Source organism: Cupriavidus sp. GA3-3, assembly GCF_000389805.1.
GTDB classification, from domain to species: Bacteria; Pseudomonadota; Gammaproteobacteria; order Burkholderiales; family Burkholderiaceae; genus Cupriavidus; species Cupriavidus necator_D.
Map to the genome: position 1 here is coordinate 23,589 of NZ_KB944498.1, position 22,274 is coordinate 45,862.

The 22,274-nt window shown below is 64.2% G+C and carries 20 protein-coding genes; 4 read left to right on the forward strand and 16 right to left on the reverse strand.

From position 1 onward, the window contains the following. Window positions 1-85: 85 nt before the first annotated feature. The 4 genes from C265_RS23525 to C265_RS23540 are packed head-to-tail and all read right to left on the reverse strand — an operon-like array spanning window position 86 to window position 5,867. The gene (locus tag C265_RS23525) at window positions 86-1,747 is read right to left on the reverse strand and encodes an ABC transporter ATP-binding protein (protein WP_010814274.1); all 1,662 of its coding nucleotides are present in this window, start codon (window positions 1,745-1,747) and stop codon (window positions 86-88) included. After that, the gene (locus C265_RS23530; RefSeq protein WP_010814275.1) at window positions 1,744-2,880 is read right to left on the reverse strand and encodes an ABC transporter permease; all 1,137 of its coding nucleotides are present in this window, start codon (window positions 2,878-2,880) and stop codon (window positions 1,744-1,746) included. The genes C265_RS23525 and C265_RS23530 overlap by 4 nt, the downstream gene beginning before the upstream one ends. After that, window positions 2,877-3,926, reverse strand: a complete 1,050-nt coding sequence (locus tag C265_RS23535; RefSeq protein ID WP_010814276.1) for a microcin C ABC transporter permease YejB — start codon at window positions 3,924-3,926, stop codon at window positions 2,877-2,879. The genes C265_RS23530 and C265_RS23535 overlap by 4 nt, the downstream gene beginning before the upstream one ends. A 39-nt stretch (window positions 3,927-3,965) precedes the next feature. After that, complete coding sequence (locus C265_RS23540) at window positions 3,966-5,867, reverse strand: extracellular solute-binding protein (protein WP_011615643.1); 1,902 nt, start codon at window positions 5,865-5,867, stop codon at window positions 3,966-3,968. Between the two features lie 210 nt (window positions 5,868-6,077). Here C265_RS23540 and fabI point away from each other — a divergent pair, with 210 nt between their 5' ends. Continuing rightward, entirely contained in the window at window positions 6,078-6,866 is a 789-nt protein-coding gene (gene fabI, locus C265_RS23545; RefSeq protein ID WP_010814278.1) for an enoyl-ACP reductase FabI, read from the forward strand. 103 nt (window positions 6,867-6,969) lie between these two features. On the opposite strand, the gene C265_RS23550 is transcribed toward fabI, so the two are convergent. The 3 genes from C265_RS23550 to C265_RS33100 all read right to left on the reverse strand — a co-directional run bounded on the left by C265_RS23550 (window position 6,970) and on the right by C265_RS33100 (window position 8,682). Beyond that, on the reverse strand, window positions 6,970-8,220 hold the full coding sequence (locus C265_RS23550) for an MFS transporter (protein WP_010814279.1): 1,251 nt from the start codon (window positions 8,218-8,220) through the stop codon (window positions 6,970-6,972). A gap of 160 nt (window positions 8,221-8,380) precedes the next feature. Further along, complete coding sequence (locus C265_RS32600) at window positions 8,381-8,551, reverse strand: hypothetical protein (RefSeq protein WP_010814280.1); 171 nt, start codon at window positions 8,549-8,551, stop codon at window positions 8,381-8,383. Further along, window positions 8,548-8,682 carry a hypothetical protein gene (locus tag C265_RS33100; RefSeq protein ID WP_013957262.1) on the reverse strand — a complete coding sequence of 45 codons (135 nt, stop codon included), beginning with the start codon at window positions 8,680-8,682 and terminating at the stop codon, window positions 8,548-8,550. Before C265_RS33100 ends, C265_RS32600 begins: the two co-directional genes overlap by 4 nt. Before the next feature lie 225 nt (window positions 8,683-8,907). Between C265_RS33100 and C265_RS23555 the strand changes: the two genes are divergently transcribed. Next, entirely contained in the window at window positions 8,908-9,159 is a 252-nt protein-coding gene (locus tag C265_RS23555; protein WP_010814281.1) for a DUF1488 domain-containing protein, read from the forward strand. 271 nt (window positions 9,160-9,430) lie between these two features. On the opposite strand, the gene C265_RS23560 is transcribed toward C265_RS23555, so the two are convergent. From C265_RS23560 to C265_RS23580, 5 genes are read right to left on the reverse strand one after another with little or no spacing between them, the layout of a single operon-like run. Next, on the reverse strand, window positions 9,431-9,880 hold the full coding sequence (locus tag C265_RS23560; protein ID WP_010814282.1) for a potassium channel family protein: 450 nt from the start codon (window positions 9,878-9,880) through the stop codon (window positions 9,431-9,433). An 11-nt stretch (window positions 9,881-9,891) separates the two neighbouring features. Beyond that, window positions 9,892-10,941 carry a DUF2955 domain-containing protein gene (locus C265_RS23565; RefSeq protein ID WP_010814283.1) on the reverse strand — a complete coding sequence of 350 codons (1,050 nt, stop codon included), beginning with the start codon at window positions 10,939-10,941 and terminating at the stop codon, window positions 9,892-9,894. Beyond that, window positions 10,931-12,058 (reverse strand): HlyD family secretion protein, encoded by a 1,128-nt coding sequence (locus tag C265_RS23570; protein ID WP_037025169.1) that lies wholly within the window; start codon window positions 12,056-12,058, stop codon window positions 10,931-10,933. Before C265_RS23570 ends, C265_RS23565 begins: the two co-directional genes overlap by 11 nt. 20 nt (window positions 12,059-12,078) lie before the next feature. Continuing rightward, the gene (locus C265_RS23575; protein ID WP_010814285.1) at window positions 12,079-13,623 is read right to left on the reverse strand and encodes an efflux transporter outer membrane subunit; all 1,545 of its coding nucleotides are present in this window, start codon (window positions 13,621-13,623) and stop codon (window positions 12,079-12,081) included. 18 nt (window positions 13,624-13,641) lie between these two features. Continuing rightward, window positions 13,642-14,745: an AI-2E family transporter gene (locus C265_RS23580; RefSeq protein ID WP_010814286.1), complete on the reverse strand. Its 1,104-nt coding sequence runs from the start codon at window positions 14,743-14,745 to the stop codon at window positions 13,642-13,644. Between the two features lie 263 nt (window positions 14,746-15,008). On the opposite strand from C265_RS23580, the gene C265_RS33010 reads away from it, so the two are divergent. After that, complete coding sequence (locus tag C265_RS33010; protein WP_246840246.1) at window positions 15,009-15,329, forward strand: hypothetical protein; 321 nt, start codon at window positions 15,009-15,011, stop codon at window positions 15,327-15,329. Window positions 15,330-15,521: 192 nt separating this feature from the next. Here C265_RS33010 and C265_RS31070 read toward each other — a convergent pair whose 3' ends face one another. After that, window positions 15,522-17,561 (reverse strand): 4-oxalomesaconate tautomerase, encoded by a 2,040-nt coding sequence (locus tag C265_RS31070; protein ID WP_011615647.1) that lies wholly within the window; start codon window positions 17,559-17,561, stop codon window positions 15,522-15,524. 1 nt (window position 17,562) lies between these two features. Further along, window positions 17,563-18,534 carry a tripartite tricarboxylate transporter substrate binding protein gene (locus tag C265_RS23590; RefSeq protein ID WP_011615648.1) on the reverse strand — a complete coding sequence of 324 codons (972 nt, stop codon included), beginning with the start codon at window positions 18,532-18,534 and terminating at the stop codon, window positions 17,563-17,565. Between the two features lie 144 nt (window positions 18,535-18,678). Between C265_RS23590 and C265_RS23595 the strand changes: the two genes are divergently transcribed. Further along, window positions 18,679-19,608, forward strand: a complete 930-nt coding sequence (locus tag C265_RS23595; protein WP_010814292.1) for a LysR family transcriptional regulator — start codon at window positions 18,679-18,681, stop codon at window positions 19,606-19,608. 75 nt (window positions 19,609-19,683) lie between these two features. Here the strand turns inward: C265_RS23595 and C265_RS23600 are convergent, their stop codons facing one another. Further along, window positions 19,684-21,030, reverse strand: coding sequence for an adenylosuccinate lyase family protein (locus C265_RS23600; protein WP_010814293.1), 1,347 nt, complete (start codon window positions 21,028-21,030; stop codon window positions 19,684-19,686). 47 nt (window positions 21,031-21,077) lie between these two features. After that, the gene (locus C265_RS23605; RefSeq protein ID WP_010814294.1) at window positions 21,078-22,268 is read right to left on the reverse strand and encodes a CaiB/BaiF CoA-transferase family protein; all 1,191 of its coding nucleotides are present in this window, start codon (window positions 22,266-22,268) and stop codon (window positions 21,078-21,080) included. Between the last annotated feature and the right edge of the window lie 6 nt (window positions 22,269-22,274).

Sequence of the window (22,274 nt, forward strand, 5' to 3'; positions counted from 1 at the left end):
TTCGCACCTTGTTTATCGGATTGATCCGAACAACCGGATGCTAGCCAGGCGGGGCCGCGGCGTTGCTGCGCCGCACACCTCCGGGTCAGCCAGCGCCGACCTGCGCCGCCGCCATCAGCTTGCGCGTATAGGGGTGCTGGGGTGCGCCCAGCACCGCTTCGGTGTCGCCGGCCTCGACCACCTCCCCTGCCTTCATCACGAAAACCCGATGCGCCATGGCCCGGATCACCGCCAGGTCATGGCTGATGAACAGGTAGGTGAGGTTGTACTTGTGCTGCAGCTGGGACAGCAGCGCCAGCACCTGCTGCTGGATCGACACGTCCAGCGCCGAGGTGGGCTCGTCCAGCACCAGGATCTGCGGCTTGAGGATCAGCACCCGGGCAATGGCGATGCGCTGCCGCTGCCCGCCCGAGAATTCATGCGGATAGCGGCCCAGCGCGGTGCGGTCCAGGCCGACCTCGCGCAGGGCTTCGATCACGCGCTGGCGCGTGCCCTCGTGCGACAGCCCGGGCTGGTGCAGCGCCAGGCCTTCGCCGACGATCTGCTCGATGGTCATGCGCGGCGCCAGCGAGCCGAACGGGTCCTGGAACACCACCTGCATGCGCGCGCGCAACTGGCGGCGATCGTCGCGCGTGGCGGTGTCGAAGCTGCGGCCGAGGAAATGGATGGTGCCGCCGCTCTTGCGCTGCAGCGCCAGCACGGTATGCGCCAGCGTGGTCTTGCCCGAACCGGACTCGCCGACGATGCCGACGGTCTCGCCCTCGCGCAGCTGGAAGTCCACGTCCTTGACCGCCGCAAACTGGTCCTTGCCGAACCAGCCGGCCAGCCCGCGGCGCTTGCGCGCGTAGTTGACGCTCAGCTTGCGCGCTTCCAGCAGCACCGGCGCCAGCGGCACCAGCGGCAGCACCTCGCGCCTGGGGCGGCTGTCGATCAGCTTGCGGGTGTAGGGGTGCTGGGGGGCGGCAAACACCTGCGCGGTCTCGCCGGTCTCGACCAGCACGCCCTTCTCCATCACGCCCACGCGCTGGGCAAAGGAACGCACCAGGTTGAGGTCATGGGTGATCAGCATCACCGCCATGCCGAACTCGGCCTGCAGGTCACGCAGCAGGTCCATGATCTGGGCGCGGATGGTCACGTCCAGCGCCGTGGTCGGCTCGTCGGCGAGCAGCAGCTTGGGGCGGCAGGCCAGCGCCATGGCGATCATGGCGCGCTGGCGCTGGCCGCCCGAGAGCTGGTGCGGGAAGCTGTCGAAGCGGTGCGCGGCGTCGCTAATGCCGGTGCGCTCCAGCAGCGCGATGGCGCGCTCGCGCGCGGCGCGGCGGTCCAGGCCCTCGTGCAGCGCCAGCGTCTCGACGATCTGGTTGCCGATGGTGTACAGCGGGTTGAGCGCCGTCATCGGCTCCTGGAAAATCATCGCGATCTCGGCGCCGCGGATGCCGCGCATCTCGCGGTCCGACACCTCCAGCAGGTTCTTGCCCTCGAAGCGGATCGCGCCGTCGTAGTAGGCGTCTTCCACCAGCCGCAGCATCGCCAGCGCGGTCACGGTCTTGCCCGAGCCCGACTCGCCCACCAGCGCGTAGCGCTCGCCCGCGCGCAGGTCGAAGCTGACTTCACGCACGGCACGGGTGGCATGCTCGCCGTGGCCGAAGGTGACGGAAAGTTTGTCGACGCACATCAGCGTGGAACCGGGCGCCGGCGCCGCGGCCGGCGCCACGGCCGGCTGGATCACGGGAGACACCGCGGTCATGGCGTGGCCTCCGGTGCCGCCCCGGTCGGCGCGCCGGCCGGGATCTTGGGTTCGACCCGGCCGCGCAGCGCCGCCAGGCCCAGGCGGGTATCGAAGGCATCGCGCAGCGCGTCGCCCATGAAGGTCAGCAGCAGCAGCGTGACCACCAGCACCGCGAAGGTCGACAGCGAAATCCACCACGCATCCAGGTTGGCCTTGCCCTGCGCCAGCAGCTCGCCCAGGCTGGGCGTGGTCGGCGGCACGCCCATGCCGAGGAAGTCCAGGCTGGTCAGCGCCAGGATCGCGGCGCTCATGCGGAACGGCAGGAAGGTGATCACCGGGGTCAGGCTGTTGGGCAGGATATGGCGCCACATGATCTGCACGTTGGACAGGCCCAGCGCGCGCGCGGCCTTGACGTAGTCGAGCGAGCGGTTGCGGTAGAACTCGGCGCGCACGTAGTCGGACAGGCCCATCCAGCCGAACAGCGACAGCAGGATGATCAGCAGCGCCAGGCTGGGCTCGAAGATCGAGGCAAAGATGATCAGCAGGTACAGCTCCGGCATCGAGCTCCAGATCTCGATGGCACGCTGCGAGAACAGGTCGAAGCGCCCGCCGAAGAAGCCCATCAGCGCCCCGGTCAGCGTGCCCACCAGCACCCCGATCACGGTCAGCGCCAGGCTGAACAGCACCGACACGCGGAAGCCGTACAGCAGCCGGGCCAGGATGTCGCGGCCGCGGTCGTCGGTGCCCAGCCAGTTCTCTGCCGACGGCGGCGCCGGGTTGGGCTCCTTGGCAAAGTAGTTGAGCGAGTCGTACGAATAATGGTTCAGCGGGAACACCGCGAAGTTGCCGTTGGTGGTGATGCGGTCGCGGATATACGGATCGAGGTAGTCCGCGGGCGTGGCGAAATCGCCGTCGAAGGTGGTTTCCGGGTAGACCTTGACGATGGGGAAATACCATTCGCCCTTGTAGTGCACCACCAGCGGCCGGTTGCTGGACAGCAGCTCGGCGCCCAGGCTCAGCACGAAGATGACCACGAAGATCACCAGGCTCCAGTAGCCGCGCCGGTTGCGGCGAAAGCGCTGCCAGGCGCGCTGGCGCGGCGAAGGCGAATGCGGCAGCCCGTTGGGGGCCGCGTGCGTGAACAGTTTCATCGGTGCAAGCCCTCGAAATGGATGCGCGGGTCCACCAGCACGTAGCAGACATCGGAGATCAGGCGCGTGACCAGCCCGATCAGCGTGAACAGGTAGAGCGTGCCCAGCACCACCGGATAGTCGCGCCGCAGCACCGCCTCATAGGACAGCAGGCCCAGCCCGTCGAGCGAGAACAGCGTCTCGATCAGCAGCGAGCCGGTGAAGAAGGCGCCGATGAACGCGGCCGGGAATCCCGTCACCAGCGGGATCAGCGCGTTGCGGAACACGTGCTTCCACAGCACGCGGCGCTCGCCCAGGCCCTTGGCGCGCGCGGTCAGCACGTATTGCTTGCGGATTTCCTCAAGGAAGGCATTCTTGGTCAGCATGGTGACCACCGCGAAGCTGCCCACCACCGATGCCGTGATCGGCAGCACCAGGTGCCACAGGTAGTCCATCACCTTGCCCATCAGCGAGAGCTGCTCCCAGTTGTCGGAGGTCAGCCCGCGCAGCGGGAACCACTGCACGAAGGTGCCGCCGCCGAACAGCACCAGCAGCAGCACGCCCAGCACGAAGCCGGGGATGGCATAGCCCACCAGCACGATGATGCTGGTCACCACGTCAAAGCGGCTGCCCGCGCGGATGGCCTTGGAAATGCCCAGCGGCACCGATATCAGGTAGGTCAGGAAGAAGGTCCACAAACCCAGGCTGACCGACACCGGCAGCTTGGACTTGACCAGCTCCCACACGCTGCGGTGCTGGAAATAGCTCTGGCCCAGGTCGAACTGGGCAAAGCGCTTGAGCATCAGGAAGTAGCGCTCCAGCGGCGGTTTGTCAAAGCCATACAGGGCCTGGATCTCCTTGATCTTCTCGGGGTCGACGCCGCGCCGCCCGCGGTATTCGGCGCCACCGCCGCTGGCTTCGCCGGCACCGCCCCGCCCTTTCAGTTCCATCATCATCTGCTCGACCGGGCCACCCGGCACGAACTGGATCACCACGAAGGTCAGCGTGATGACCCCGATCAACGTCGGGATCATCAGCAGAATGCGCTTGAGCAGGTAGGCAAGCATCGGCCGGTCCTCTTCCTTGTCTTGTTCGCAGCGGGCGCGTCAGCGTGCCTGCGGCTGCAGGTCCGTGCGCCACCATTGGCTCAGGATCCAGCCTTCGGCCGTGTAGTAATAGGGAAGGCGCTCCGGGTAGGCCAGCGTCTTGCGGTAGGACACGCGGTGCGATGCGCTGTACCAGTTCGGCACGATGTAGTAGCCATGCATCAGCACCCGGTCCAGCGCCCGCCCGGCGGTGACCAGTTCCTGCCGGGTATGGGCGTGCAAGACGTTATCCACCAGCTTGTCGACCACGGGCGACTTCAGCCCGAACAGGTTGTCCGAGCCCGGCGTGCCGGCCGCCTCGCTGGAAAAGCGGTCGCGCAGCTCGTTGCCGGGGCTTTGCGAGTCGGGAAAGCGGATCGACACCATGTCGAAGTCGAAATCCTCCAGCCGCTTCTGGTACAGCGCAAAGTCCGTGGTGCGCTGGTTCACCTGGATACCAAGCTTCTCCAGGTTGCGCACATAGGTGGTGATGACGCGGCTCATGGCGCCGCCGTCGTCGAGGAACTCGAACACCAGCGTCTCGCCCTTGGCGTTGCGCAGCGCGCCATCCGTATAGGTCCAGCCGGCCTGGGCCAGCAGGCGCCGTGCCTGGCGCAGGTTGTCGCGCAGCGAACGCGGCGCCGCAGTGCTGGGCTGGACCACGTCCGGGCCGAACACCTCCGGCGGCAATTCCGCACGCAGCGGCTCAAGCAACGCCAGCTCGCCCGGGCTGGGCCGGCCATCGAAGGTGGCGCTGGCGGCCAGCTCGCTGTTGGAGAACCAGCTGTCCAGCCGCCTGTAGGCGCCGTAGAACAACTGCCGGTTCAGCCATTCGAAGTCCAGCGCAAGGATCAGGGCCTGGCGCACGCGCACGTCCTGGAACACCGGCTTGCGCATATTCATCACGAAGCCCTGCATGCCGGCACCGTTGCGGTGCGGGAACTCGGTCTTCAGCAGCTCGCCGTTGCGAAAGCGGGTGCCCTGGTAGCTCTTGGCCCAGTTCTTGGCCTTGTATTCGACGATGGCGTCGAACTCCCCTGCCTTGAATGCCTCGAGCTTGGCGGTCTCGTCCTTGTACAGGCGGTAGGCCACGCGCGCGAAATTGAAGGTGCCGCGGCGCACCGCGAGATCCTTGCCCCAGTACTTCGGGTCGCGCTGGAAGATGATGCCGCGGCCGGCGTCATAGCGCTCGATCAGGTAGGGGCCACTGGTGACCGGCGGCTCGAAGGTCAGCTTCTCGAACGGAACCTTGGCCGTCCATTTCTTCGAGAACACCGGCAGCGAGCCTACGATCAGCGGCAGCTCGCGGTTGCGCTGCTTGAATTCAAAGCGCACCGTGCGCTCGCCGGCGACGATCACCGCCTTCACATCGGTACACATGCTGCGATAGCCCGGGCTCGAGGCCTTGCTCATCAGCATGTCATAAGAATATTTGACATCCGACGCCAGCACCGGGTCGCCATTGGAGAAGCGCGCCTGGGGCCGGATGGTGAACGTGACCGACAGCTCGTCCGGCGCCACCGTGACATCCTCGGCGAGCAAGCCATAGGCGCTCGCGCTCTCGTCGGCGCTGCTGATCAGCAGCGACTCGAACATCAGCGCGTTCAGGCCGGGCGCCGACGTGCCCTTCAGCGTGAACGGATTGAACTTGTCGAAACTGGTGCGCCGGTCCGGATTGGCGAGTGTCAGCGTGCCGCCGGCGGGTGCATTGGGATTGGCATAGTCGAAATGCCGGAAATCCGCCTGGTACTTCAGGTCCCCGTGCAGCGCGAAGCCATGCGCCGCCAGCGCCGGATTTGAAAAGAGAGAGACCCCCGCCGCCAGCGCCATCGCCAGCCCGCTTGCGACCCAACCGCGCAGTACTGCATCCCGCCGGAAGCACTGCCATGCCGCCTGAAGCGGCCAACGTGCTTGAATAGGCATCCCGTTGGATTCCTCCACTATGACCTGTGGGGCCCGGCATTCTGCGGCCGGGCCAAGTATGAGACAATTTTACATGCGTCGGGGGTGGCGCCAGCCATCCGGACATTCCCTCTGCGCGGCGCAATAAAAACGGCCGCAAGACAGCAAAGCACGCGCACGGCCGCACGGCGGACGCACGAAGCGTGCCTGATACACCACCTTGGAGAACTTATGGGATTTCTGGCAGGTAAGCGGATCCTGATCACCGGCTTGCTCTCTAACCGGTCGATCGCCTATGGCATCGCGTCGGCGTGCAAACGCGAAGGCGCCGAACTGGCCTTCACCTATGTCGGCGAACGGTTCAAGGACCGGATCAGCGACTTTGCCAAGGAATTCGGCAGCGACCTGGTGTTCGAATGCGACGTCGGCAGCGACGAGCAGATCGCCGCGACCTTCGCCGCGCTGGGCCAGCGCTGGGATAAGTTCGACGGCCTGGTGCACTCGATCGGCTTCGCGCCGCGCGAGGCGATCGCCGGCGACTTCCTGGAAGGCCTGTCGCGCGAAGGTTTCCGCATCGCCCATGACATCTCCGCCTACAGCTTCCCGGCGCTGGCCAAGGCCGCGCTGCCGCTGCTGTCGGACAAGGCCTCGCTGCTGACGCTGACCTACCTGGGCGCAGAGCGCGTGGTTCCCAACTACAACACCATGGGCCTGGCCAAGGCCTCGCTGGAAGCCAGCGTGCGCTACCTGGCCTCGTCGGTCGGTCCGCGTGGCATCCGCGCCAACGGCATCTCCGCCGGCCCGATCAAGACCCTGGCCGCCTCGGGCATCAAGGGCTTCGGCAAGCTGCTCGGCCACTTCGAGCAGGCCGCGCCGCTGCGCCGCAACGTCACCATCGAAGAAGTCGGCAACGTGGCCGCCTTCCTGCTGTCCGACCTGGCCAGCGGCGTGACCGGTGAGATCACCTATGTCGACGGCGGCTTCAACGTGGTCGGCGCCAGCGTCGCGGACGCAGAGTAAGCCCGTCCCGCCAGCGGACCGCGGATGAAAAAGGGGTGCCCGATGAGGCACCCCTTTTTTGTTCCTTGCAGACCTGTGCGCGCACCCACCAGGTCCGCCTGCATCACGCCTGCGCCGCGACTGGCGCGCCCTGCCGGCCCATGCTCAGCATCGACCACGCATAGACCACCAGGCCGCCCAGCGCCAGCAGCAGGCCGACCCAGCCGGTGGACTCCCAGCCGTAGCCGGCGGCAATGGTCACCCCGCCCAGCCACGCGCCGAGCGCGTTGGCCATGTTGAAGGCCGAGTGGTTGAGGGCCGCGGCCAGCGTCTGCGCGTCGCCGGAGACATCCATCAGCCGGATCTGCAAGGCCGGGCCCAGTGCCACCGTGGTGCCCACCAGCAGCACATTGATGGCAGCCAGCCAGGGATGCGACGCGGTCAAGGCGAAGGCGCCCAGCACCAGCGCCGCCCACACCAGCACGCCGCCGATGGTCGGCATCAATGCCTTGTCGGCCAGCTTCGCGCCGGCAAGGTTGCCCGCCACCGTGCCGATGCCGAACAAGGCCAGCACCACCGGGATACCCGCCGCCGGCATATGCGCCAGCTCGAGCATGGTCGGCTTGATATAGCTGAACACCGAGAACATGCCGCCGAAGCCGATCGCACCGATACCGAGCGTCAGCCAGACCTGCTTGCGCTTGAGCGCCGACAGCTCGCGCAGCGGGCTGGCACGCCGGTCGGCCGGCACGAACGGGACCCACCGCCACACCAGCAGCGCCGTCAGTGCACCGAGGGCACCGACAATCACGAAGGCCGAGCGCCAGCCCAGCCAGGTGCCGACCGTGGCGGCGATCGGCACGCCCACCAGCGTGGCAGTGGTCAGGCCCAGCATCACCAGCCCCACCGCCTGCGCGCGCCGTTCGCGCGGGACCAGGCTGGCGGCCACCAGCGCCGCCACGCCAAAGTACGTGCCATGCGGAAAACCCGTGAGCAGGCGCGCCACCATCATCGACAGATAGGAAGGCGCCAGCGCGCTGGCGATATTGCCGGCGGCAAACACCGCCATCAGCGCGATCAGCAGGTTGCGCCGCGGCCAGCGCGCGCCCAGCACCGCCAGCAGCGGCGCGCCGATGACCACGCCCAGCGCATAGGCGCTGATCAGGTGGCCGGCTTGCGGGATGGAGATGGCGAGGTCGCTGGCGGCATCGGGCAGCAGGCCCATGATGACGAATTCGCCGGTGCCGATGCCGAAGCTGCCGACCCCGAGCGCCAGCAGCGGCAGGCGGCCGGATGGATTGCTATCGCGGAAAGAAACGGAAGTGTCTGCGCCGCGGACGGGATCCGCGGCGGAATGTGCATGTGGGGCGGCCATGTACAGGATTGCAGGATGTTCAACAAAATGCCGCCCGCTGACGGGCGAGGTCAGTGCCCTCGCCTCTGATCGATCCAGCGTGCTCCTGTGCGGCGCGCAGGCTGTATTGTGCGGCAAAACCGCAAATCTTGCCCGCGCCGGCCTGACTGGCCGGCGTTGCTTACTTGGTCACGTGGACCAGCCGGTGCCACCAGTACCGAAGCGAGTGCTTCGCTATGCCGAACACCGGCTTGTGGTGGATGCCCACCCGGATGATGTAGCCGTAGACCCCGACCAACGCGGCCAGGAACACAAGGGACCAGACGACCCCTGCACTGTCGGTCTCAGTCATTTCTTCTTCTTGGCGACCTCATCGTGCCCGCGAAACTGGACCGTGCTGAAGGGTGAGGCCGGCACGGATGGCTTTTTCGGTTGCTTGGGTTTCTTGGCTTCGCGGCTGCTGCGTAGTTGACTCTTGGCCATGATGGGCTCCTGAATGGCTTGCCTGGAGATAATGGCAATCCCAGCATACGCGCTAAATCGCCGGCGAAGGAAATATCTTTCGCGAAGAACGCGCCATGCGCTCCAGCAGGCCGCAGGGACACATGCCCAGCTTGCGGGAAACAGGCGCATACTGGGGGCGGCAGCACCGGCTGGCGCCAGCAAGCCCAACACGCACGGCGTACCGTGTCCGGACAGGAGTCTGCAATGGCACTGAATTTTCCCAATCCCAGCCGCAGCTACGATGCGGCGCGGCACTGCGTTTGCTTCTGGGGCTACGACAACGCGCGCGAAGTGGCCTTTCAGGTCACTGACGAAATCCTTCTGCGCCTGAGCCACCAGGGTGCCGCGGAAGAATCCGCCCTTCTCGCCACCTTCGACCATCATCGGGACCAGATCCTGCAACTGGCCAGGGACCTCTACAACCCCGGGGAACGTACCACCTACACGATTTCCTGACCGGGAAAACGCAGCGCGGCGGTGGGGCCAGGCCTGTGCCTGGCCCCACCGCCGCGCTGCTTTGTGGCGCCCGCTATGCTTGCTCGCCGTGCAATCATCAGAGTTTCCCTGGATCGTTGAATGGCGAGTGCAGCCGGCCGAAGAGTCGCCCGCGGCGGGCCAGCTTTCGCAGAGATCGGGATGCATCGATTGCCCGACCCCGCCCGCGATTCGGCATCCGATATTAGAACCGTCCCAGTCCCGGCCCGGACTGCGCCCGACGCCCCCATCCCTATGGCCCCTCGTCCTGCCGCAGCCTGGCCGGGTTGCGCTTGATCACGTCCAGCACCGCCGCGGTCATCACTGCGGTGGAGACGCCGAACATCAGGATGCCGTTGGCCGCCTCGAGCGGCCCCAGCAAGCGCCGGGCTTCGGACATGACGATATCGCCGTAGCCCAGCGTGGCGAAGTTCACGCCCGAGTGATAGAGCGCGGTGGCGAAATCGCCGAACTCGCCCAACAGCATGAACAAGACGGCCCAGATCGCCATCTGCACGAAGTTGCCGAGCAACATCAGCACCATCACGACCGACAACAGCAGGATGTCCTGCCCGAGCGATTCGCGGCCTTGCCGGACATGCTTGAAGCGCACGTAGTAGCGCAGGCAGATAGCCACGAAGACCGCCTGCAGCAGTAGGCAGAGCAGCATTACGGGAAGGCCGATCAGCAGGTTGCTCAGCATGACCGGCCTCTTCAGCGGGCATGCCGTCGTGCGCCGCGCGGCTGGTCGAGCAGCTCGATCATCAGCCAGGCATACAGCGTGACGCCGACAAACAGGCCCATGCGCACGGCGAAGGCGGTATAGACATCCTTCCCGGCCGCGCTGTCCTGCACGGACTGGCCCAGCAGGATGATCAGCGTCACGAGAGTGTTCACCCAGAAGCCTGGCGGGTACCGCGACGGGCTGAGGCCATACAGCTTGCGCGCCGCCAGCAGGCCAAACAGCAGCATCCACAGGAAGTACATCCACAAATGCACGAACAGGCTGAGTGCGCACCAGAACAGGATGGCCAGCACGCCACCGAACAAGGTCGAGCCAAGCAGTTCGCGCCCGGCGCCGCGTGCCGTGGTGGTGCAGCTTTGCCGGCCGAGGCTGACCGCTTTCATGATGATCGGGATGTACGCGGCCGGGTCGTTCAGCGCCAGCAGGAAGGCCGGCATCACCACCAGCGCCGCACGCAGCGCAATCCAGGCGGCCTGGTCATCCGGCAAGGCCTTGGCCGCAGGCCGCGCCTGCGCACCGGCCGGTTCGGGAAAGAGCCAGTGGCAAAGTGCCAGCACCACGACCGCGACGAGCAGCCCCTTGACCAGGGCACCGATGACCATGACCGCCAGCCCGAAATCGAAGGTGCCCGCCGCCGAGATCATGGTCAGGCCGATCACCAGGAAGGTGGAGACCAGGTTGTTGCCGCCGCGCAGTCCGTAGCGAAAGGCCAGGAACAGGCACAGGCCGATCATCAGCACGCCGCTGACGGGGTAGTAGCGCAGCATGGGGATCAGCAGCAGGCCAGTGCCGGTGGTCAGCATCACGACCAGCACCAGGCCCAGCCCGGCCTTGGGCGACACCGGCTGGTTGACGCTGGCCAGCAGGAACACGCCGAGCACCGGCGCGAGCATGGGGATCGGCAGGCCCAGGCCGAAGCTGGCCGCCAGGCACAGCGCGGTGCCGCTCGCCACGCGCAGCGAACGCTGGGCGCGTGGATCGCGCGCGGGCATCGGCAGCACCGGGCTGTCAGTAGACATAGGAAAGCCAGCTCATCAGGTACAGGAATACACGGCCGAGCGGATTGAGCGGGTTGCCCTGGGTGGGAAACGCCATGACCTCGGCCTGCCCGCCCACGCGAATGCCGCGCATCGAGGCGAGTTCGCCCTGGACAATCTCGACCACCACCGGGAAGCGTTGCGCCGGACGCAGCCAGTCTCGGCTGTTCTGCACCGTCGGCAAGCTGCCCGGCGGCGTGCTCGGGCCGACGGTGACGCCATAGCCGACACTGCGCACCCGGCCCTCAAAGATCCTGCCCGGCAGCGCATCCAGCACGATGGCAACCGGCGTGCCGGGCTCGACACGGCCCAGGTTGTTCTCGGTCATCTCCGCGCTGATCCACAGATCGTGGATCGCGATCAGCGTCATGACCGGATTGCCGGCCGCGGCAAACTGGCCGGCATCGGTGCGCAGGTCGGTGACCAGCCCGGCGGCGCGCGCCCGCACCTGCGTATTGGCGAGATCCAGTTCGGCCTTTTCCAGGGCAGTGGCGGCGCTGCGCAGCTTGGCGTTCTCTTCCTCGCTGCCCCCCTGCTGTTCGCGCGCACGCTGGACCTCGGCCTTGGCGGCGGCGACCTGGCTGACGGCCTGCTCGAGGCTGGCGCGCGCCACCTCCAGACGGCGCAGGGAAATGGTGCCGGGATCATCGCTGTACAGGCGCTCCAGGCGGTCCCTGTCCTGGCGCGCCTTGAGCTCGTTGGCGCGTGCTGCGCGCAGCGATGCCTGCGCCGATTCGATGCCCGCGGTGCTGGCGCCGATCTGCCGGCGTGTCGACTCCAGATCGGCGCGGGCGCGGTCCACGGCAATCTTGTAGTGCTGGGGATCCACCTCGAACAGGACAGTGCCTGCCGCGACGTCCTGGTTGTTGCGCACATGCACCTTGGTCACACGCCCGGACACTTCCGCCGCAACCGGCACCACGAAAGCCTGTACCCGCGCCTGCTGCGTGTACGGGGTCAACCGGTCGGCAAACAGGTACCAGGTCAGGCTGATGACGATCAGCAAGAGCACCCAGCGCACGCCCTTCCTTGCCGGGTCGGCGGCGGGCGGCGGTGCGCTGGGCGCTGGGGCTGCGGTGGGTTGCGGGGCATCGCTCATCGGCACTCGCTCAGGGAGATCTACCTCTGCTTCACTGGGAGGCTGGCACCGGCGGACGGCGGGCCCGGTTCATCCAGCAGGTTCCCCCAGTCGGTGCGTTGCTGCATCTGCTGACGGGTGGCCGGGTCCACCAGTGGCTGCTCGCTGTGCCAGCTGCCGCCGAGGGCCTTGTACAAGGCGATCAGGTTGCTGACGGCATTGCTGCGGTTGACCAGGTAGGCGTCCTGCTGGGTGGCCAGCGCACGCTGAGCATCCAGCACGCGCTGGAAGTCCGAGTAGCCTTCGCGGTAGAGCGCGTTGGCCAGCGTCAGCGAACGCCTGGCGGCCAGCGCGCTGTCGCGCAGGATCTGCTCGCGATCCAGCGCCTTGATCAGGGCACTGGCGGCATCGTCGGCCTCGCGCGCCGCCTGCCGCACGGCATCCTGGTAGGCGACGATCAGCTGCTGCAGGCGGGCGTCCTGCACGCGCACGGTGTTCTTGATGCGGCCGTAGTCGAACACGCTCCAGCGCAGGCTGGGGCCACCGATCAGGGCCAGGCTGTTGGGCGTGCCGGCCAGCGTGCTGGCGGACCAGACAATGCTGCCCAGCAACGTCAGCGACGGATAGAGATCGGCTTCGGCCACGCCGATCAGCGCCGATTGCGCGGCAATCTGCAGCTCGGCGGCGCGAATATCCGGACGACGCAACAACAGGCTGGCAGGCACATCCTGCAGTACTGCGCGATCGATCAGTGGAATCACCCCTTCCTTGCCCACCAGTTCCGGCAGCTCCGGCAACGGGCCTGGCGGGCGGCCCATCAGCACCGCCAGGGCATTGCGGGTGCGCATGATCTGGCTTTCAAATTCAGGAATGCTGCTCAGGGTGCCCAGGTACTGCGTCTTCGCTTGCTGCAGGTCGAGCTCGTCGGTCTCGCCACTCTTGAACAGCCGCTCGGTGATCTCAAGGCTGCGCTTTTGCAGCGCTGCGTTGTCGCGGGCGATGCGCAGCCGTGCCTCGGCCGTGCGCAGCGCAAAGTAGGTCTCAGCCACCTGGGCGCGCAGCAACACCAGCACATCGTCGCGGTTGGCTCGGGCGGCAAAATAGACAGCATCGGCAGATTCGATGGCGCGGCTGAAGCGGCCCCAGAAATCGAGTTCCCAGCCGATGTCGAAGCCCGCGCTGTATTGCCAGAAGCGGCTGTTCTGCGGGTTCAGGCCGCCGGCCTGCCGGCGGTCCGTGTACAGGGCATCGGCACTGGCCTGCTGCAGTTGCGGGAAGCGCCCGCTCTGGGCAATGCCCAGTTGGGCGCGCGCTTCCATCACGCGCAGGCCGGCAATCCGCAGGCTGGCATTGTGCGCGTCGGCTTCGGCGACCAGGCGTTCGAGCGTCGGGTCGGCAAAGACCTGCCACCACTCGCGGATGTCGGGCTGGGCCCGCTGCTCGGTCGCCTGCTCAAGCGCCGGGCTGTGCCACTGCTGCGTCCAGGGCGCATGCTGCGGCTGGAAATCCGGCCCCAGGCGCGCGCAGCCGCCAAGGCAACAGGCGCAGGCCAGCAATGCGCGCAGCGGATGATTCCAGCGCGACATGCGTGACCCCGGACCACTTCAGGTCTGTTGCTGGTTGCCGGGATCCGCTTGCGGCGGCGGGTCTTCCACCCATTGCCAGAACAGCTGATACCCGACCGCAAGCACCACCGGACCGATAAACAGGCCGATCACGCCGCCTGTCACCATGCCGCCCAGGGCACCGATCAATACCACCGGCATCGGCACATCGACGCCGCGCCCGAGCAGCAGTGGCTTGAGCACGTTGTCGGCCAGTCCCGCCACGAAGACATAGATGGCGAAGACGATAGTGGCAACGCTGGCACCTTCCGTGGCAAAGACATAGATGATCACCGGCACCGTGATCAGCGTTGCCGGCAACTGCGCGATGCCCAGCAGCAGCACGGCCATGGCCAGCACGCCCGCGGCAGGAACCCCCTTGATCACAAAACCTATGCCGATCAGCAGCATCTGGATGAAGGCGATGCCGACCACGCCCTGCGCCACAGCGCGGATGGTCGCGGTGCATAGCGTGGCGATGCGCTGGCCCCGCTCCAGGCCGAAAATGCGCGAGGCAATCTGCACGGTGCTGCGGTTGCCGGCCTCGCCGTAGGCCATGAAGATGCCCCCGATAATCAGCGCGAAGACGAAGATCAGCAGCCCCTTGCCGATGCCGGCGGCTGCGGCCAGCACGGCCAGGCTGATTTCCTTGATCTGAGGCGCCAGCGTCTGCACCACGCTGGCCAGGTCCGAGGCGGCTTGCAGCCAGAGGTCATACAGGCGCTGGCCAACCAGCGGCCAGCTGGCGACCGACTCATGCGGTGGCGGAATATGAATGCCTTCGCTCTTGACGATGGCGATCGCATTCTCCATCGAGTCGATCATGGCGGCGCCCAGCAGGTAGGCTGGCAGCGCAATGATGGCGATGGCGGCCAGCACGATCAGCGTGGCGGCGCGGCCGTCCTTGTTGCCCAGCCTGCGCCTGAGCCTGACCTGGAGCGGGTAGATGGTCACCGCCAGGATCACGGACCAGACAATGAGATCGAGGAAGGGGCGGAATATCCGGAAGCAGAAGATTGCCAGCACCGCGATCAGCCCGGCACGGATCAGCACATCGAGTAGTCCGCGGGACAGCGCTCTCTCTGAAGTGGGCGTGGGCAACATCGCTTGTCTCCCTGCAGATCACCGCAAAGGTACCGGATCGGCGGCCTCACCGCCGCGCATTCGCCAAGCCAGGTTAAGTACCGGTCTCTTGGGCAGGTGAAATCCAGTCTAGACGAGTGGCCGCGCCGGGACAACCTCAAAACGTATGCCAATCGCTACATTGGCCGACTAGTATTGGGGGAGTTGCAGCACGCCGACCCGCCCGGTCCGGTTCGTCCTGCAGTCGCCGCGGGGGACCTATTGCCAGATCGCCGACCTCAGCCTTGGCCGTCATTTCGATGCTGCTTCTGCTTGCCGCCTGCGCCTCCCGGCCAGTCAATCCGACGAGCGCGCACGCGGACCAGGGTGCCGGCTATCGCTTCTTCACGCGCCCCCAGTATTCGGCGGACAACGAAAACCTGGTCATCCTCGCCTTCTCAGGGGGCGGTACGCGCGCGGCGGCATTGCCCATATTGCGACGATCGAGTCAGTGCAAGGCCCCGCCACGTAATGCGGGGAGCCTGGCCGGAAATCCCTTCATCAACTCTTGCAGGTCTGCCGAAATCATTGCCGACTTCCTTCGAGCCGACACGGAACCCGGCTGATATGCAGTTGCAAGACTGTAGGCAGTCCTTGGCCGGCTCATCACAGCGATGGTCGAGCATGGCGGCCGTCCATAACCGGTTCTGTTGTCCCAAAGTATCTCCGTTTTCGCAGGCAGGCGAACCCCAACAATCGAGCGTGCGCCGGTTGCAGGCACCACATCGGTTACCGACCGCTACCTCTTACGAGGTAATTTAGCAGGGCTCCAGAAACTGTTGCACCGGGTCACCGTCGATCGACGACGGCGCAAGACCTGACACCCTAACAATGCGCTGCCAGCGCTCTAGTTCAGTCTCCACCCGTCTTGCGAGAAGTTCGGAACCGCCCGGCTCGGGGGCTGCGCCGTAGCTCTCGAAGCCCTCTTTGACCTCTGGATCCCGTAGGACTGCAGCCAAGGCGCCATTGAGCTGCTCCACCATCGTGGCAGCAGTTCCCGCCGGGGCAAACAGACCATACCACTGAGTCAATTCCATGCCCCTCACGCCCAACTCCGCAAGCGTCGGTACTTCTGGCAGCACTGGCAGACGTTTGGGTCCGGCGACTGCCAGCGCTCGCAACTGACCGGCACCCACCGGCCGATACGCTGTCAGCAGGCTCGCGAACATAACCTGTGTCCGTCCATCAATGGTCGACGCGATGGCAGGCGCTGCGCCCTCGAAGGTAGTACTGCGCATCGAAGTGCCAGTGGCCAGTTGGAAAAGCTCTGCGGCAAAGTGCGGCGGTGTACCGTCCCCTGCGGACGCGTAGCGAAACCTTCCAGGCTCGCGCTTCATGTGGGCGACCAGCGTACCCAGGTCAAGCGGCGTCTGCATTGGATTCGCCACCAACAATATCGGTGACGATCCTATAAGCCCGACCGGAGAAAAAGACGAAACCGGATCATACCCAACAGGTTGCAGGGCCGGATTCATTGAATGAGTTCCAATATAGCCGAGCAAGAGCGTCTGACCATCGGGTACTGCCCGCGCCACGTACTCGCAGGCGATGCCGCCGTTGGCACCGGGACGGTTATCGATGATGACGTCATGCCCCAGCAGTCGCCCAAGCCTGGGACCAATAAGATGCGCCACAAGATCGTTGCCGCCTCCGGCACGGGTTGGTACGATGATCCGCAATGAATGCCGAGCCGAGGCCTGCTTTACTCGGCTGCCTTCCGGCCGCGAGAAGACATATTCGGGCAGATGGAGCTGACCTTCTATGATCTTGCGTGCCGTTCGAACGAGAGCCGCTCTTGTTACAGTAGCCGCATCGCCCTCCCCCTCCAATTCCACCTCCACTTCGATCCGTCCCGCTGGGTGCAAGACGACAAGTGCGTGGCGGCCGGGCAATCGGGTCAATTGGCTAGCAACCGTCCCAGGTAAGGCGAATGCGCTGGCAACGCCGATGGCGCCGGTGACTGCATGCGACGCATGACATTTGCGGGGCGTAAAGTAGCGCGACGTAATGCTTTCCGGCGAATCGCCGGGGCTGACCAGGACTGGCTTTGGAATAACGCTGTCCGAGACGTCGCCCAGCCCCATCAACTGCCCAGCCTGCAAGCGCAGCGCTTCCAGACGCGCAAGCAGTATCGGATCATTGTCGAGCGTGGCCGGCGCCTCGCGTCCACTGACACCGAGGTCGCGTGCCCGGACGAGCATCAATGGCATCGCCGCATCGATACAAGTCACTTCGATGCCGTCAATCAGGTCAACGCGGTTGCCCGTCGGAAAGACCTTTCCGGTCACTGCGCCCCACGCATCGACGAAATCGAGCAAGATTGGTGACCCAGTGCCCGCAACGCCATCGATTCGAGTGTCGCCGTCATAGGTGACCCGCCCATTAGGCGTGCGGACCGTCACATCGATTCGCGACCCTGTATTGACGTTGTGAACGCGCACGCGGGTTGAGCCGAGTTGGGCTGCAACCAGGCCTTGCTCGATCGCAAAGGGTGCGACTCCGGAAAGCATATTGCCGCAGTTGGGCCGGGTGTCCACCGAGGAGTTACCCACTCCTACCTGTACGAACAGGTAGTCAAGGTCACAGCCGGGTTGCGTGGATCGCGAAACAATCGCCACCTTGCTGTTCAGCGTGCTACCGCCGCCCACCCCGTCCAGTTGAAGCGGGTCGGAGGCACCGATGGCACCGATCAACGCCTGGTCGCGAGCCTCTACGCTTTCGGGCAGCCACTCCCGCAGAAAGAACGGCCCGCGCGAGGTGCCGGCTCGCATCAGCACGCAAGGTATTGTCTTGCTCATCTCAGTCCGCCTTCAGTTTTGCCGCCTGAACTACTTTCTTCCACTTGACCTGTTCCTCCTGAATAAATGTTCGCATCTGGGCCGTGGACATGGTCGTAACCTCTGCGCCTTGTCCCTCCAAACGCTGGACAACGGCTTTATCCTTCAACGCCTGGTTTAATGCCTTGTTCAATGCTTCTACAACGGGGGCTGGTGTGTTCGCGGGGGCGAAGATGGCATACCACTGGGAAACATCAACGTCGTCGATCCCTTGTTCCTTCAGCGTGGGCAACTCTGGCATCAGCGAAGAGCGCTTGCTGCCTGCAATCCCGACCGCCTTCAGCTTGCCGTTCTTCAACTGGGGCATGGCGGTGAAAAGGCTCGGAAACATCACTTGTGTCTGCCCGGCAACTGTGTCGTTAATCGCCGGAGCTGACCCCTTATACGGCACATGAAGCATCTCGGTGCCGGTCGAGAGTTTGAACATCTCCGCGGCAAAATGCGGAGCGGTTCCATTGCCCGCCGACGCGTAACTGATCTTTCCTGGTGTTGCTTTGAGTAGCGTCACGACTCCCTTGGCATCGTTGGCCTTCAGGTTTGGATTGACGACCATCACGGTTGCCGAAGAACCCACCATGCCGACGGGCACAAAATCCTTAACGGGATCGTACCGAAGCTTCTGCAGCGCAGGGTTCATGGCATGTGTCGCCACGTAGCCGAGTAGCAACGTGTAGCCGTCCGGTGGGGCACGCATGACAAACTCACTGGCAATCGCGCCGTTCGCCCCCGCTTTGTTGTCGACCACGATTGTCTGATTGAGAATGGTCGACATTGCCTGGCCAACTACCCGCGCCATGGCGTCATTAGCGCCTCCCGCTGCGGTGGGCACTACCAGCGAAATTCTCTTGTCAGGGAACGCACCAAAGGCGCTGACGCTGCCAAGTGATACCGCGATCGCAATGCTGCAAAGTAAAAGTCGCTTCGATGATTGCATCTGTCTGCTCCGTATGATGTGGTTTTTTGGTCGGCCTACTGGAACCGTCTGGTCATGTTCGTGGTTTCCCTTCTTTTAGTGAATTGAATTTTTAGGATCAATTGATGCACAATGCGCATCAGTGATGACGCTCGGGAAAGTGCAATGACCATCAACTTCAACCTCAATGATTTGCAGGCGTTTCGTGCCGTTGCCGAACTGAATAGCTTCCGCAAGGCGGCTACCTCCCTGAACGTCTCACAGCCGGCCTTTAGCCGTCGCATAGACAAGCTTGAAGAGGCCTTGGGAGTGCGCTTACTCGACCGCACCACCCGCCGGGTTAGCCTTACGACCGTCGGCCGGGATTTCGACCGAAAGGTAAAGGAGATACTTGACGAACTGGATCAGGCACTGCTGGGCATACGCGGAGTGACAACGACGCGGATGGGGGAAGTGACTATTGCTTGCGTACCGTCGACGGTTTATTACTTCTTGCCGCAAGTCATCTCGCGTTACCACGCGCAGTATCCGAAGATTCGGGTAAAGATTCTGGATGCCAGCGCAAACGAGGTACTGTCAGCGGTGTCGCGCAGTGAAGCAGATTTCGGGATCGATTTCGTGGGAGGCCAAGAGCCAGACATTGAATTCAGGCCCTTGCTGGAGGAACGGTTCGTTGCGGCCTGCCGTCGCGATCATCCACTCGCGGAGCGACGGCAAGTGACCTGGGCAGACCTCGCCGAATATGACTACATCTCGGTCAGCAAAGCTTCCGGCAACCGGCTGCTCCTCGATCAGGCGCTTTCGAACGTGTCACGATTGCCGCAGAGTATCTACGAGACGCAGCACGTCACCACGACCTTGGGCTTGGTCGAAGCCGGGCTTGGCATCGCAGCGGTGCCATCCATCGCCATGCCAGGTCCAGATCATCCGCTTCTAGTTAGTGTCCCACTAACCGACCCGGTCGTGACGCGCAAAATTGGGTTAATACGCCGCAAGAGCCGATCCTTAACACCTGCCGCGCAGCAGCTCTATGACTTTCTTTGCGAAACACGACCAAGACGTGGCGCGCCCGCCGGCAAACGGCGTGGCAAATAATCGCCCCGCGGACCGACCTTGGCGCGCCGACGGCTCACGGACGGCAGGCCGGCATGCTCTTCTTGGCAGTGCGTCTTAGCGCCGGCTAGCCAGTACCCTGTCGACCATTACGCCGGCTTGGCCAAGATTGTTGCGTGGATCGCACATGGCCTCGAGTTGTGCGCGTGACACGTGGCTGCTTACTTCCGGATGTGCCGCGAGGATGTCGATCAAGGGTCGGTTGTTGGCAATGGCCTCGCGGCAAAGGTCATAGACCAGATCGTGCGCATACTCGCGCCCAATATATGGACCCAGGCCCATCATCACCGCCTCAGACATAACTAGCCCGTTTGTCATGTCGATATTCGCGCGCATGCGAGCCGCGTCCACTTCCAAGCCCTGCAACACGAACTTCGCCTGCTTCAGGGCACCGGAAATCAGGCAAAAGATCTCCGGTAGGGATACCCATTCGATCTCCCACGGGCCTGTTGAACGCTCGTGATCAGCCACCATCGCATCCATCAGGGCCGCCGCGTGCTGCCGTGCAACCGAGATGTTGGCGTGGATGTACAGGCACGAAATCGGGTTGCGCTTCTGCGGCATGGTCGATGAAGAGCCGCGCCCCGGCGCAAAGGGTTCGAACACCTCGGCAACTTCGGTCTGCATCATGAGCTTCACGTCCATGGCGATCTTGCCGAGCGAGCCGCCGACGAGTCCGAGAAACGCGCCCACTTCGGCAATCGTATCGCGCACCGTGTGCCAGGAGATCAGTGGCTGCGCCAGCCCAAGTTCCTTCATCAACGCAGCCTGTGTTTCCATGGCTCCCGTCTGCAACGAGGAAAGCGTACCGGATGCGCCGCCGAACTCACCCATTAGCACTCGCGGCTTCAACTGCCGCAGCCGCTCGCGGTGGCGCTCGATGCCGGCAAGGATGCTGGCCATCTTGTAGCCGAACGTAATAGGGGTGGCTTGCTGCAGGTTGGACCGACCGATCACCGGCGTGTCGCGGTACTGCTTCGCCAGCGTCGCAAGCGCGTCAGCGATGTCCTCGAGATCCGACTCGATCAGTGCCAGGCCCTCGCGCATCTGCAATACCGCCGCTGTGTCGGTAATGTCCTGGGTGGTGGCGCCCCAATGGCAGAATTCGCCAAGCCCATCCCGGCAGTTCGCGTTGATCTGGTTGACCACCGCGATAATCGGATATCCGATCTGTTCGGTCTTTGCCTTGAGCTTAACCCAGTCAATTTGGGAAAGTTCGCAATTCTTGACGATCTCGTCGGCCGCTTCCTGCGGGATGATGCCAAGCTCACCTTGCACTTTTGCCAATGCTCGCTCGATGTCCAGGTATTTAGCCGTGCGGTTTTCATCGGACCACACTTCGCGCATGCGCGCGTCGCTAAACATGTCGCCAAAAATGCGGGAATCAATGATGGTGGAAGCCATAGGTTACGTCTCCGTTAGGTCACATGTATGGTGCGCTAGGCCAGGCGTTACACAACGCTATCAGCGCGCATCACGGCGATTTCGTCGGAGGCGTATCCAAGCTCCGCGAGAATTGTGTCGGTGTGCTGACCAAGTGCCGGTATCGGATCCATACGCGGCCCTTCGTTCCAGGTTCCTGGGGGCAAGAGAGCCGGCAGCATGCCCTTGGGCGAGTCGACTTCAGTCCAGCGGCCGCGCGCCTTGAGTTGAGCATGCTCCCACACCCCCTGCATGTCATTGACACTGGCATTCGCGATCTGGGCCAACTCCAATCGCTGCACCACTTGGGCACCGGTTAGAGGCAAAAAGGCATCTACGATGATCTGCCTCAGTGCAGTGCGCTCGGCCACGCGTCTCGAGTTTGAGCTAAAGCGGGGATCTTCGATCAGTTCGGGCCGCTGGAGCACTGTGTTGCAGAAGTTTGCCCATTCCCGCTCGTTCTGCAACCCCAACATTACTGTCGCCCCATCGCCAGCCGGAAACGGTCCATAGGGGTAGATTGTGGCGTGGCTTGCGCCCGTGCGCTGCGGCGGCTGTGCCCCATCAAAAGCGTAGTAGAGAGGGTAACTATTCCATTCCGCCAGCGCCTCTAGCATGGAGATGTCAATACGTTGCCCTCGGCCCGTCTGATTGCGTTGTAACAGAGCGGCCAGAATGTTTGTGTAGGCATACATGCCGGCGGCAATATCGGCAATGGAAGGCCCAGCCTTGCAAGGCACGTCAGGCGTCCCCGTCACGGACAGAAATCCGGCTTCGCTCTGAACGAGAAGGTCATAGGCCTTCTTGTCGCGGTATGGTCCAGGATTCTTCGGGTCGTCGCCATAGCCCGAAATATCACACACAATGATTTGGGGCTTTACGGCGGAAAGCGTTTCGTAGCCCAGACCAAGCCGTGCTGCGGCGCCTGGTGCGAGGTTCTGAACCACCACGTCCGCCTTTTCCTCAATCAAACGCTGTAATACGCCAGCCGCGGCTGGGTGCTTGACATCGAGCGTCAGGCTTTCCTTCGAGCGGTTTGTCCAGACGAAATGCGAGGCCAGGCCACGGACGCGCTCATCGTAACCACGGGCGAAATCGCCGACCCCAGGCCGCTCGATCTTAATAACTCGTGCACCCAGATCGGCAAGCTGCCGCGTGGCAAAAGGCGCCGCAATCGCGTGTTCAAATGTGACAACCGTGATGTCTTTGAGGGGTTGCATCAGGAT